14 protein-coding genes are annotated in these 12,353 nt (G+C 70.9%); 11 read left to right on the top strand and 3 right to left on the bottom strand.

Annotation, left to right across the window (positions count from 1 at the left end; genetic code table 11):
- Nucleotides 1-48 precede the first annotated feature (48 nt).
- From G4G93_RS13185 to G4G93_RS13145, 9 genes are all read left to right on the top strand, one after another.
- Complete coding sequence (locus tag G4G93_RS13185) at nucleotides 49-1,179, top strand: alpha/beta fold hydrolase (protein ID WP_206289746.1); 1,131 nt, start codon at nucleotides 49-51, stop codon at nucleotides 1,177-1,179.
- A gap of 9 nt (nucleotides 1,180-1,188) precedes the next feature.
- On the top strand, nucleotides 1,189-2,250 hold the full coding sequence (locus tag G4G93_RS13180; protein WP_165084877.1) for an asparaginase: 1,062 nt from the start codon (nucleotides 1,189-1,191) through the stop codon (nucleotides 2,248-2,250).
- A 170-nt stretch (nucleotides 2,251-2,420) separates the two neighbouring features.
- Nucleotides 2,421-2,918 (top strand): tRNA (N6-threonylcarbamoyladenosine(37)-N6)-methyltransferase TrmO, encoded by a 498-nt coding sequence (gene tsaA / locus G4G93_RS13175; RefSeq protein ID WP_165084876.1) that lies wholly within the window; start codon nucleotides 2,421-2,423, stop codon nucleotides 2,916-2,918.
- Nucleotides 2,915-3,877 (top strand): quinoprotein relay system zinc metallohydrolase 2, encoded by a 963-nt coding sequence (locus G4G93_RS13170; protein ID WP_165084875.1) that lies wholly within the window; start codon nucleotides 2,915-2,917, stop codon nucleotides 3,875-3,877. Before tsaA ends, G4G93_RS13170 begins: the two co-directional genes overlap by 4 nt.
- Nucleotides 3,878-4,304: 427 nt before the next feature.
- Complete coding sequence (gene xoxF5 / locus G4G93_RS13165) at nucleotides 4,305-6,107, top strand: lanthanide-dependent methanol dehydrogenase XoxF5 (RefSeq protein ID WP_165084874.1); 1,803 nt, start codon at nucleotides 4,305-4,307, stop codon at nucleotides 6,105-6,107.
- Between the two features lie 160 nt (nucleotides 6,108-6,267).
- Nucleotides 6,268-6,888, top strand: a complete 621-nt coding sequence (locus tag G4G93_RS13160; RefSeq protein ID WP_165084873.1) for a c-type cytochrome, methanol metabolism-related — start codon at nucleotides 6,268-6,270, stop codon at nucleotides 6,886-6,888.
- Nucleotides 6,888-7,745 (top strand): rare earth element methanol dehydrogenase accessory protein XoxJ, encoded by an 858-nt coding sequence (gene xoxJ / locus G4G93_RS13155; RefSeq protein ID WP_165085067.1) that lies wholly within the window; start codon nucleotides 6,888-6,890, stop codon nucleotides 7,743-7,745. The genes G4G93_RS13160 and xoxJ overlap by 1 nt, the downstream gene beginning before the upstream one ends.
- Nucleotides 7,742-8,278 carry a PQQ-dependent catabolism-associated CXXCW motif protein gene (locus G4G93_RS13150; protein WP_165084872.1) on the top strand — a complete coding sequence of 179 codons (537 nt, stop codon included), beginning with the start codon at nucleotides 7,742-7,744 and terminating at the stop codon, nucleotides 8,276-8,278. The genes xoxJ and G4G93_RS13150 overlap by 4 nt, the downstream gene beginning before the upstream one ends.
- A gap of 58 nt (nucleotides 8,279-8,336) precedes the next feature.
- Entirely contained in the window at nucleotides 8,337-9,041 is a 705-nt protein-coding gene (locus G4G93_RS13145; protein WP_165084871.1) for an SDR family oxidoreductase, read from the top strand.
- A 155-nt stretch (nucleotides 9,042-9,196) separates the two neighbouring features.
- On the opposite strand, the gene folK is transcribed toward G4G93_RS13145, so the two are convergent.
- Genes folK through folP form a run of 3 tightly spaced genes read right to left on the bottom strand, consistent with a single transcriptional unit; the run spans nucleotide 9,197 to nucleotide 10,845 of the window.
- On the bottom strand, nucleotides 9,197-9,697 hold the full coding sequence (gene folK, locus G4G93_RS13140; protein WP_312891961.1) for a 2-amino-4-hydroxy-6-hydroxymethyldihydropteridine diphosphokinase: 501 nt from the start codon (nucleotides 9,695-9,697) through the stop codon (nucleotides 9,197-9,199).
- Nucleotides 9,690-10,055: a dihydroneopterin aldolase gene (gene folB, locus G4G93_RS13135; RefSeq protein ID WP_246736745.1), complete on the bottom strand. Its 366-nt coding sequence runs from the start codon at nucleotides 10,053-10,055 to the stop codon at nucleotides 9,690-9,692. The genes folK and folB overlap by 8 nt, the downstream gene beginning before the upstream one ends.
- A gap of 4 nt (nucleotides 10,056-10,059) precedes the next feature.
- A complete protein-coding gene (gene folP / locus G4G93_RS13130; protein WP_246736764.1) occupies nucleotides 10,060-10,845 on the bottom strand; it encodes a dihydropteroate synthase in 786 nt (261 codons plus the stop codon).
- 253 nt (nucleotides 10,846-11,098) lie between these two features.
- On the opposite strand from folP, the gene G4G93_RS13125 reads away from it, so the two are divergent.
- Together G4G93_RS13125 and G4G93_RS13120 are read left to right on the top strand one after the other, a co-directional pair.
- On the top strand, nucleotides 11,099-11,923 hold the full coding sequence (locus G4G93_RS13125) for a quinoprotein dehydrogenase-associated SoxYZ-like carrier (protein WP_246736744.1): 825 nt from the start codon (nucleotides 11,099-11,101) through the stop codon (nucleotides 11,921-11,923).
- A 32-nt stretch (nucleotides 11,924-11,955) separates the two neighbouring features.
- Nucleotides 11,956-12,345: a VOC family protein gene (locus tag G4G93_RS13120; protein WP_165084868.1), complete on the top strand. Its 390-nt coding sequence runs from the start codon at nucleotides 11,956-11,958 to the stop codon at nucleotides 12,343-12,345.
- Nucleotides 12,346-12,353: the final 8 nt, after the last annotated feature.

Genomic DNA, 12,353 nt, shown 5'->3' with positions numbered 1-12,353 from the left:
GTCAGGAACAGGCAGGCCGCCCGCGGCGGCGATGCTCCTCGAGGCGCGATGATGCTCCCGCTCCGCACCCGACGGCTCCTCCTCGCCCGGCTCCTCCTCGCATTGCCGCTCCTGCTCGCGCCGCCGGCCCTCCGGGCCCAGGGCGCCGACGAGGCGGGCCGGCACCACAGACCCGTCTCCGTCCTGGCCGACCGCAGCCTGACGGTGGCGCCGGGGGCGCGGCTGCTGCTCTTCGCCTCCGCCGATCTGGAACGGCCCCACCCGGAGCTGACCCGGGCGGTGATCGTGCTCCATGGCCGCCTGCGCGATGCCGACGCCTATTTCGACACCGGCCTCGCCGCCCGGGAGGAGGCCGGCGCCGCCGGCAAGGGCACGCTCGTGGTGGCGCCGCAATTCCTGGCCGAGACCGACTGGGCGGCCTACGGCCTGCCGGCGGACGTGCTGCACTGGTCGCTGGAGGGCTGGCAGGGCGGCGAGGACGCGCTGAGGCCACAGCCTCTCAGTTCCTTCGACGCCCTCGACGCGCTCCTCGCCCGGCTCGGCGACCGGACGCTCTTCCCGAACCTGTCGCGCATCGTCGTCGCCGGGCATTCAGGCGGCGGGCAGGTGGCGCAGCGCTACGCGATCCTGTCCCGGGCCGGCGACGCCCTGGGTCAGCGGGGCGTGCGCGTGAGCGTCGTCGTCGCCAACCCGAGCAGCTACGCCTGGTTCACGCCCGAGCGGCCCGGGCCGACCGTGGGCTGCCCCGGCTACGACCGCTGGAAATACGGCATGCGGGACCTGCCGCGCTATGCCGCCGGGGCCGACCCGAAGGCGCTGGAAGCGGCCTACGTCGCCAGGCCGGTGACCTATCTGCTCGGCAGCCGGGACACCGACCCGGATCATCCCGCCCTCGACCGGAGTTGCATGGCCGAGGCGCAGGGGCCGTTCCGCCTCGCCCGCGGCGAGTTCTACTGGGAGGCCCTGCGGGCACGGCACCCGGACCTGCGCCAGCCCCTCCATATCGTGCCGGGCGTCGGCCATAGCGGTCGGCGGATGCTCGGCTCGGCCTGCGGCCTGGCGGCTCTGTTCGACGCGCCGGGCTGCGGGCAGACCGCCGGCACGGATCCTGCCACGAAATCGACGACGGGGCCGGCCGCGGAGCCGGCCTCCTCCGCCGGACACGCGCGCACGAGGTAATCGACCCGCATGACAGCCTTGCCCCAGGCTCCCCTGCCCCAGGCTCCCTTGCCCCAGGCTCCCTTGCCCCAAGCTCCCTTGCCCAAGGTCGCCTTCATCGGCACCGGCGGCACCCTCTCGTCGGTGGGCCGCGACAGCCTCGACATCCTCGACTACACCGCCACCGGCGAGCGCCTGGAGGCGGAGGAGATCCTGGCGCGGGTGCCGGAGACCCGCACCGTGGCGGAGGTGGTGCCCGTGCGCTACCGGGCGGTGACGAGCCCGGGGGTGGGATTCGCCGACTGGCGCGCCCTGGTCCTGCTCTGCGAGCGGCTGGTGGGCGAGCACCGGGACCTCGCCGGCATCGTCGTCGGCCACGGCACCGCCACCCTGGAGGAGACCGCCTACGCACTGAGCCTCACCCTGACCGTTGACGTGCCGGTGGTGGTGGTCGGCTCGCAGCGGCCGATCAGCGCCCTGTCGAGCGATGCCGGCCTCAACCTCGTCGCGGCGATCCGCACGGCGGCGGCGCCGGAATCGCGCGGGCGCGGCGTGCTGGTGGTGCTCAACGACGAGATCCAGGCCGCCCGCGACGTGACCAAGACCTCGGTCGCCCGCCTGCAGACCTTCCGGACGCCGGATTTCGGCGTGCTCGGCCAGGTCGACGGGCCGCATGTGCGCTACTACCGCCGGGCGGAGCGCCGTCACGCCCCCGGGACGCCGTTCGACATCCGGGGCCTCGACGCACTGCCGCGCGTCGACATCTCCTATTCCTACGCCGATGCCGACGGCACCGCGGTGCGGGCCTTCGCGGCGGCCGGCGCGCGGGGCATCGTCTCGGCCGGGCTCGCCCCCGGCATGACGCCGCCGGCGGAGGCCGAGGCCCTGGGGGAGGCGGTGGCCGCCGGGATCGCCGTCGTGCAATCGACCCGCGCCGGCAGCGGCGTGGTGCCGGCGACCCGGCGCCTGGCCGAACTCGGCATCCTCAGCGCCGACAACCTGACGCCGCAGAAGGCCCGCATCCTGCTGGCGCTCGCCCTCACGGTGACGCGCGACCCCGCCGCCGTGGCGGAGATCTTTTCGACGTATTGAGAACGGCTCGGCCCCGCTGCCGATTGCCAGGCCGGCGACCGGTGCAATAGGTTCCGGCGGCCGGGCTCACGACTGCCCCCGCGGGTCGGTCCGGCGGCAGGTCGGGCCGGCGCAGTCTGAACACCTCCGTTGAGGCCCGGCCTGCTCGCGAGGGGAGGGAACCGAACGGCATGGTGCGCCTCAACGAGATCCGGGCCGGCGAGGTCGCGGTGGAGCCGCCCGCGGCCCTGGATGCCGGACTCGTCTTCATCGGCCGCATCCGCACCCCCTGGACCGACCGGCTCGGCTGTCCGCGCCAGGGCCGGGCCGACGGGCCGGCCTGCCGGATCGAGGTGTTTGCCCCCTGGCGCGCGGCCCTCGACGGCGTCGCGCTCTACGAGCGCCTGGAGATCCTGTACTGGCTCGACCGCTCGCGCCGCGATCTGGTGCGCCAGAGCCCGGCCGATGACGGCACCACCCGGGGCACCTTCTCGCTGCGCTCGCCGGTGCGGCCGAACCCAATCGGCACCAGCATCGTCACGCTGATCGGGGTTGAGGACGGAATCGTGCACGTACGCGGGCTCGACTGCCTCGACGGCACGCCGCTCCTCGACATCAAGCCCGACCGCACCCTGTTCACGCCGCTGGCGCCGCCCCAGGCCGGCGACGCGGAGGCGGGGATCCCGTGAGGAGAGCCGCCGCCACCTTCGTGCTCGCCCTGCTCCTGGCCGCCCCCGCGCGGCCGGCCGCCGCCGCGGAGACGCCGGCCGGGACCTCGGCCGGCACGGCCAAGGTGGATCCGCTGCCGATGCAGGAGGTCGCGCCGGGCGTCTTCGTCTACGCCGCGCCCTACGCGCTGGCCGGGCGGGGCAATGCCGGCGCCATCGCCAATGTCGGATTCGTGATCGGCCGCGACGCCGCGGCGGTGATCGATACCGGCGGCAGCCTGAAGGCGGGGCAGCGCCTGCTCGCGGCGTTGCGGCAGCGCACCGCCCTGCCGGTGCGCTACGTGATCAACACCCACGTCCATCCCGACCACCTGCTCGGCAACGCCGCTTTCGCGGGCGAGGGCGCCACCTTCGTCGGCCACCAGGCCCTGCCGGAGGCGCTGGCGGCCCGGGCGGACGGGTACCTGAAAGCCAATGCCGAGCTCGTCGGCCCCGATTTCGCCGGCACCCGCATCGTGCCGCCAACCCTCCTCGTCTCCACGCGACTCGACCTCGACCTCGGCGGGCGGGTCCTGCATCTCGAGGCCTGGCCGACCGCCCATACCAACAGCGACCTGACGGTCCGCGACGAGGCGACCGACACCTGGTTCCTCGGCGACCTCCTGTTCGTCGGCCACGTGCCGGCCCTCGACGGGCGACTCTCCGGCTGGATCGCGGTGCTGCAGCGCCTGAGCGCGCGACCGGCCGCCCGGGTCGTGCCCGGCCACGGCCCGGCGGCGGTCCCCTGGCCCGCCGCCGCCGCCGCCATCGACCGCTATCTCACCACCCTCCAGGCGCAGGTGCGGGCGATGGTGCGGGACGGCGCGCCGATCGGGGAGGCGGGTCGGGCTGCGGGTGTGGAATCCGGGAAATGGGCCCTGTTCGACGACTTCAACGCCCGCAACGCCACTGCCGCCTATCACGAACTCGAATGGGAATAGGCTCGCGATGGTTAGCCGACGCGGCGCCAAGCTCTTCCATTCGCATGCGAACGTTGGTCGGCGCCAGAATCTGATGTTGCAGGGCACAATTTCCATACTGCTGTGCAGCATGCTACCCGCTATATACCTTAGTTATGAATTTGGGGCCGCGCCGAGCCCACCCTGCGGCAGGCTGGTGTGTTGACGGCGTCCGAATTTCTCTTAGAGTTCCTTCAGCTTCGGTTTCAACGGTGCCGTCGGGGGAAGGCGGCGTCCGGTTCGCAGACACGGCGAGGCCCGCCAGGCCCCTCTCGCGCCAGCAGCGCCGCTGGCCGCCGGTTGTGACACGCTGCCGAGGCCAAAAACGTCCCCAAACGCTAACAACAGGAAACGGTCCGTTGCGTCCCGCGGGGGGGCGTACGGCGGAATGCACCTGTCGGAGGAATCCATGAGAGCGGTCCATCTTCTTGCGCTGAGCGCGGGCATCCTCGGCGCCACCCCGGCCCTGGCCAACGACGACGTACTGAAGCGCACGGCCAACCCGGCCGAGCAGGTCCTCCAGACCGTCGATTACGCCAACACGCGCTACTCGAAGCTCGACCAGATCAACGCCGGCAACGTCAACAAGCTGCAGGTAGCCTGGACGTTCTCCACCGGCGTGCTGCGCGGCCACGAGGGCTCGCCGCTGGTCATCGGCGACGTGATGTACGTCCACACGCCGTTCCCGAACATCGTCTACGCGCTCGATCTGAACCAGGACGGCAAGATCCTCTGGAAGTACGAGCCGAAGCAGGATCCGAACGTGATCCCGGTGATGTGCTGCGACACGGTGAACCGTGGTCTGGCCTATGCCGACGGCGCGGTCTTCCTGCACCAGGCCGACACCACGATCGTGTCGCTCGACGCCAAGACCGGCAAGGTGAACTGGTCGACCCAGAACGGCGACCCCAAGATCGGCGAGACCAACACCGCCACCGTGATGCCGGTGAAGGACAAGCTCATCGTCGGCATCGCCGGCGCCGAGTACGGCATTCGCGGCAACATCACCGCCTACGATCTCAAGACCGGCAAGCGCGCCTGGCGTGCCTACAACGTCGGTCCCGATGACGAGATGAAGATCGACCCGGAGAAGACCACCCAGCTCGGCAAGCCGGTCGGCAAGGACTCCTCGCTGAAGAGCTGGGAAGGCGACCAGTGGAAGACCGGCGGCGCCTCGACCTGGGGCTGGTACTCCTACGACCCGAAGCTGAACCTCGTCTATTACGGCACCGGCAACCCCTCGACCTGGAACCCGAAGCAGCGCCCGGGCGACAACAAGTGGTCGATGACGATCTTCGCCCGTGATGCCGATACCGGCATGGCGAAGTGGGTCTACCAGATGACCCCCCACGACGAGTGGGACTATGACGGCATCAACGAGATGATCCTCACGGATCAGAAGGTCGACGGCAAGGATCGTCCGCTCCTCACCCACTTCGACCGCAACGGCTTCGGCTACACCCTCGACCGGGCGACCGGCGAGCTGATCGTCGCCGAGAAGTACGATCCGGCGGTGAACTGGGCGACTAAGGTCGACATGGACAAGTCGTCCAAGGATTACGGCCGTCCGCTCGTCGTCGCCAAGTACTCGACCGACCAGAACGGCGAGGACACCAACACGAAGGGCATCTGCCCTGCGGCGCTCGGCTCCAAGGACCAGCAGCCGGCGGCCTACTCGCCCAAGACCAACCTGTTCTACGTGCCGACCAACCACGTCTGCATGGACTACGAGCCGTTCCGGGTGAGCTACACCCCGGGCCAGCCCTATGTCGGTGCCACCCTGTCGATGTACCCGGCGCCCAACAGCCACGGCGGCATGGGCAACTTCATCGCTTGGGATGGCGTGGCCGGCAAGATCAAGTGGTCGAATCCCGAGCAGTTCTCGGTCTGGTCGGGCGCTCTCGCCACCGCGGGCGACGTGGTGTTCTACGGCACGCTGGAAGGCTACCTGAAGGCGGTGGATTCCAAGACGGGTAAGGAACTCTACAAGTTCAAGACCCCGTCGGGCATCATCGGCAACGTGATGACCTTCCAGCACAAGGGCAAGCAGAACATCGCCGTGCTGTCGGGCGTCGGCGGCTGGGCCGGCATCGGCCTTGCGGCCGGCCTCACCGACCCGAATGCCGGTCTCGGCGCGGTCGGCGGCTACGCCGCCCTGTCGAGCTACACCAACCTCGGTGGCCAGCTCACGGTCTTCAACCTGCCGAACTGATCGACCGGTACGACTTGGAGGCGGCCTCCGCCTCACTGTCTCAGACCTAAGTCCGGGCCGGCGCGGGTATCCGCGCCGGCCTCCTTATGATTAGGTTATCATCAGGGCTGCGGAATGCCGGCTCGGGCGGCAGCTCAATGATATCAGGGAGAAGCGTCCTTTGCGTCACCTCAGCAAAGTTGTCCTTCGGCCACTCGCGGCCGGCCTCGCCCTAGCAACCGTCGCGATGGTTGCCGTACATGCTGAGGATGCCAAGAAAACCGACGCGAAGCCGGATCCGGCCCTCGCCAACCAGCTCAACCCCGCCGACAAGGCCGAAGTCGACGAGAAGCTTCTCGCCAAGGATGCCGCCGTGAAGGTGGAGGACGGCAAGTATTTCGACGCCTCCGGCGCCCCGACCTTCCATATCACCGACAACGGCAAGAAGGTCGACTGGTACACCTATTCGGGCTACCGCCGCTACCACGCCGAGTGCCACGTCTGCCACGGCCCGGACGGCATGGGCTCGACCTACGCCCCAGCCCTCAAGGACTCGCTGAAGACCCTCTCCTACGAGGAGTTCGTCGGCATCGTCGTCGGCGGCAAGCAGGACGTGAACTCGTCGACCCAGAAGGTCATGCCGGCCTTCGGCGACAACAAGAACGTCACCTGCTACATGGACGACCTCTACGTCTACCTGAAGGCGCGGGCCGCCGGCGCGCTCGGCCGGGTGCGTCCGGGCGAGAAGGAAGAGAAGCCCGAAGCGGCGCGCAAGCAGGAGAAGGAGTGCCTCGGCGGCTGATGGCGCAGGCTCTTCTCACGATCACCGTCCTGGCGGCCGGCCTCGCGCTGGCCGCCCCCGCGCAGGCGCAGAACCTGCCGGACCTCGTCACGACCGATACCCTGCGGGTCTGTGCCGATCCCGGCAACATGCCGTTCTCGGAGCGCAAGGGCGACGGGTTCGAGAACCGCATCGCGGAGATCGTCGCCGACGAACTGAAGGTGAAGCTGCGCTACTACTGGCTCACGCAGGGGCCGGGCTTCGTGCGCAACACCCTCGGCACCGGCCTGTGCGACGTCATCGTCGGCTCGGCCGTCGGCAGCGACCTGCTGCAGCACACCAACCCGTATTACCGCTCGACCTACGTCCTGGTCTCGCGCCGCGGCAGCCTCGACGGCCTGACCGGGCTCGACGACCCGCGCCTGAAGGGCAAGGCGATCGGCGTCATCGTCGGCACACCGCCGGTGGAGCGGATGGGAGCGGTCGGCCTCGTCCCGACGATGAAGCCCTATCCGCCCTACCAGTTCGACCCGGCGCGCCCGCACCAGACCGTCACGGCCGAGATCGTCGCCGACGTGGCCTCGGGCAAGCTCGACGCGGCCGTGCTGTGGGGGCCCGCCGCCGGCTGGCTCGCCAAGCAGGCCGGCCAGCAGGCGGGATCCCTCGACGTGGTGCCGCTGCTGCGCGAGCCCGACCGTCCGCCGCTCTCCTACCGCATCGCCATGGGCGTGCGGCACGGCGAGAACGAGTGGAAGCGGATCCTCAACAATGCCCTGCGCAAGCGCCGTGCCGAGATCGAGGCCGTCCTGCGCGACTACGCCGTCCCGCTCCTCGACGAGGAGGAGAACCGGCTGCTGCCGGCGGACGCGAAGCCATGAGACGTCTGGCGGTCGGCGCCTTGCTGCTCCTGACGGCGGGTACGGCGGAGGCCGCCGCTCCGCCTGAGCCCGACGGCTACCGCCAGGAGGATTTCCGGAGCCCGACGCCCGCGACCCTGCGCGGTGCCGAGACCGTGACCACCGCGCAGGCCGAGCGACTGTGGCGGGCGGGCGCCGCCTTCGTCGACGTGCTGCCGCGCCCCCCGAGGCCCGCGACGCTGCCGCCGGGCACGATCTGGCGCGATGCGCCGCACGACACGATCCCGCGCGCGCAGTGGCTGCCCAATACCGGCTTCGGCGCGCTGGCGCCGCAGACGGACGCGTATCTCCGTCATGGGCTCGCGGCGGCGACCGCGGGCGACCAGGACAAGCCCCTGGTCCTGTTCTGCCAACGGAACTGCTGGATGTCGTGGAACGCCGCCAAGCGCGCCCTGGCGCTCGGCTACCGCCACGTCCACTGGTACCCGGACGGCACCGACGGCTGGGGCGAGGCTGGCCTGCCGCTCGAACGGGCGAGCCCGGTCGCCCCGTGACTCCGGCTCCTGAGCCATGGCATCCAGGCGTGCCTGACACACCGGGAGACCCAGCACCATGAGCACCGAGCGCGTCGCCATCATCACCGCCGGCGGCAGCGGCATGGGGGCCGCCGCGGCCCGCAAGCTTGCGGCGGACGGGTTCCGGATCGCGATCCTGTCCTCGTCCGGCAAGGGCGAGGCCCTGGCCGAATCCCTCGGCGGCGTCGGGGTGACCGGCTCGAACCGATCGACCGACGACCTGGCCCGCCTCGTCGAGCGCACGATGGAACGGTGGGGCCGGGTCGACGTGCTGGTCAACAGCGCCGGCCACGGGCCGAAGGGCCCGCTCCTCGACCTCACCGACGAGGACTGGACCCGCGGGATGGAGGTCTACTTCCTCAACGTCGTGCGGCCGACCCGCCTCGTCACGCCGATCATGCAGAGCCAGGGCGGCGGCGCGATCATCAACATCTCGACCTTCGCGGCCTTCGAGCCCGAGCAGGCCTTCCCGACCTCGGGGGTGTTCCGCTCAGGGTTGGCCGCCTTCACCAAGCTCTTCTCCGATCGCTACGCCGCCGACAACATCCGGATGAACAACGTGCTCCCGGGCTTCATCGACAGCCTGCCGGAGAAGCCCGGCATCCGCGACCGCATCCCGCTCGGCCGCTACGGCAGCGAGGACGAGATCGCCGCGGTCGTCGCCTTCCTGGCCTCGGCGGGGGCGGGCTACATCACCGGGCAGAACTTGCGGGTGGATGGGGGGATCACGCGGTCGGTGTAGCGTCGCGGCCGAAGCAAGCGACATCGTTTCGACCTGACGGCTCTCGAATCCACAGGATCGTGTCCACGGGTCGTGGCGGGCTGCGCTGCGCGACCCCGGGCCGACGCCGAGGATGCGAGGACCGCCAGCCTGCCTCGGATCACCGGTGACCCGCGTCAGGCCTCCCCCTCCACCGGCTCGATCCCGCTCCGGTCGAGCCGCCCCAGCGCCTCGGTCACCGTCTCCCCGCCGATCACCAGATCCGGCGCGATCTCGGCGAGCGGCACCAGCACGAAGGCGCGCTCGCGCAGGAAGCGGTGAGGCAGCACCAGGCGCTCGTCGCTCACCGTGGCGCCGGCATAATGCAGCACGTCGATGTCGATCACCCGCGGGCCCCAGCGGCGCTCGCGCACCCGGCCGAGGCGGGTCTCCGCGGCGAGGCAGGCCTCCAGCAGGGCGTGGGGCGACAGGCTCGTGTCGATGCCGATCGCGGCGTTGAGGAACCAATCCTGGTCGGTGTCGCCCCAGGGCGGCGTGCGGTAGTTCCGCGACCGGGCCGTCACGGCGAGGCCGGGGGTGGCGGCGAGCGCCGCGATCGCGGCGTCGAGCATCGCGGCCTTGTCGCCGAGATTGCTGCCCAGCCCCAGATAGGCCTCCGCCGAAGGGATCTCAACCACGGCGGGTCCTCGTGATCTCGACCGCGACGCCGTCGAGCACCAGGGGCACCGGCGCGCCCGGCTTGTCGATCCGCACGGTGAGGCCGGCGAGCGCCGGGAAGGCGTCGAGGGCCTCCGTGGCGATGGTCTCGGCCAGGGCCTCGATCAGCCGGAAGCGGCGCTCGGTGGCGATGCGGTGGGCGAGGCCGGCGAGGTCGGCGTAGCTCACCGTGGCGGCGATGTCGTCGCGGGTGCCGGCCTCGCGCAGGTCGAGGCGGGCCTCCAGCGAGAGGTAGAAGCGCTGGCCCAGCACCTCCTCCTCCGGCAGGACCCCGTGCCGGGCAAAGACCGCGAGGCGGTGGATCAGGATGCGGTCCAACGGATCAGGCTCCGGTACGGGCGGCGGGGCGCGTGATCGCGTCGACCACCTGGCAGGCCTCGACATGGGGGCGCACGTCGTGGGCGCGCACGATGTCGGCCCCGAGCACGGCCGCCGCCACATGGGCGGCGATCGAGCCGAACAGCCGGTCGGCAGGGGCGGTCGCGGCGTTGTGGATGCGCCCGAGTACCGACTTGCGCGACACGCCGACGAGGAGCGGGAAGCCCAGCGCACGCAATTCGGGCAGGCGCCGCAGGGCTTCGAGGTGCTGTTCCCAGCTCTTGCCGAAGCCGATCCCGGGATCGAGCACGATGTCGCGGTCGGGGATGCCGGCCCGACGCGCGATGGTCAGCGAGCGCTCGAAGAAGGCCCGCATCTCGTCCACGATGTCGAGGCTCGGATCGACGGTCTCGCGGTTGTGCATCACCATCACCGGCGCGCCGTGATGGGCGGCGACGACCGCGATCTCCGGATCCCGCTGCAGGCCCCAGACGTCGTTGACGATGCGGGCTCCCGCCTTCAGCGCCGCGTCGGCGGTCGAGGCCTTGTAGGTGTCGATCGAGATCGGGACGGGGAGGGCGGGGCCGAGCAGGCGGATCGCCGGCAGCACCCTGGCCTGCTCCTCCTCGGCCGGGACCGGCGTGTGGCCGGGCCGCGTCGACTCGCCGCCGATATCGAGGAGAGCCGCGCCCTCCTCGACCAGGCGGGCGGCCTGGGCACGGGCCGCATCGAGGTCCTGGAAGCGGCCGCCATCCGAGAACGAATCCGGGGTGACGTTCAGGATGCCCATCACCAGGGTGCGGCGGCCGAGATCCGGCAGCAGGGCGGCGAGTGCAGACACGGGTGACGATCCTTGCGGCGACGCTCCGGGATAGGCCGGCGGGGGCCGGCGCGCAACGGCGGCGAGGGCGATCACCATCCGGCGAGACGAGCCTCGAAACCGCGTGCGCTCAGGGACTTATCCTGGCGTCAGGCGGACCTCTCCTCTACATTGGTCGGAGACGCGAGAGAGGCCCGTCGGGGCCCGCATCCGGGAGTGCGCCATGAGAGTGTCGTTGGGGCAGGCGTCTTGGTGGCAATCGTCGGCGGGCCGGGTCCTGTCGAGCCTTGCGATCGTCGCGGCCCTGGCCGGGCCGGCTGCGGCCCAGGACGAGCGCCCCGAGACGACCTGGGCCGAGTTGCGCCCGACGATCCTCGGCGACAAGCCGATCCGCGACGGGGCCGGGCTCGTCAGCCTGGAGGCGCCCAAGCGCGCCGAGGACGCCGCCATCGTGCCGGTGACCCTCCATATCACGCTGCCCGAGGGCGATGCCCGCCGGGTGAAGAGCCTGACCCTGGTGGTGGACGAGAATCCCTCGCCGGTGGTCGGCACGATCCGCTTCGCGCAAGGCCGGAGCCGCTTCGACCTCTCCACCCGCATCCGGGTGAATTCCTATTCCTACATCCGCGCCATCGCCGAGACCGAGGATGGCGGGCTCTACATGACCAAGGCCTACGTCAAGGCGGCGGGCGGCTGCTCGGCGCCGGCGGTCAAGGACCCGGCCGAGGCCAAGGCCCATCTCGGCGAGATGCGCTTCCGGGCCTTCGCCGATCGCGGCGAGGCCCAGGTCCAGGTGCGCCATCCGAACTATTCCGGCCTGCAGATGGACCAGATGACCCGGCTCTACACCCCGGCCTGGTTCGTCGAATCCCTGAGCGTGCGCCAGGGCGAGACGCCGCTCTTCTCGATGACCGGCGGCATCTCGATCAGCGAGGATCCCACCTTCCGTTTCACCTATGCGGGCCATGGCGAGCCGGTGACGGTGGCGGCCAAGGACACCGAGGGGCGGGTGTTCACACAGACATTCCCGGCGGGGGGTGGTACCTGACGGCGCAAGCGCCACCGGGGACGATTTTAGAGATGCGGCTCGGCTACGTGATCCTCTACGTTCCGGACGTGACGGCGAGCGTCGCATTCTACGGATGCGCGTTCGGGCTGGCGCCCCGCTTCGTCCACGAGAGCGGGCAGTATGCCGAGCTGGAGACCGGAGGCACGGCGCTGGCCTTCGCGGAGGAGGGGTTCGTCGGCCAGACCTGCCCGGGCTTCCGACTCAACCGCCGCGCCGAGGCACCGGCGGGCTTCGAGGTGGGGCTGATCGCCGAGGACGTCCCGGCGGCCTTCGCCAGAGCCGTGGCGGCGGGGGCGATCGCGGTGGCGGAACCGGTCACGAAGCCCTGGGGCCAGACCGTCGCCTATGTGCGGGACGAGGACGGCGTGCTGGTCGAATTGTGCAGCGCCGTCGGCGGGTGATCCGTTCG

Source organism: Methylobacterium sp. DB0501, assembly GCF_011043735.1.
Classification (GTDB): domain Bacteria; phylum Pseudomonadota; class Alphaproteobacteria; order Rhizobiales; family Beijerinckiaceae; genus Methylobacterium; species Methylobacterium alsaeris.
This window is presented reverse-complemented; position numbering and strand designations above follow the sequence as displayed.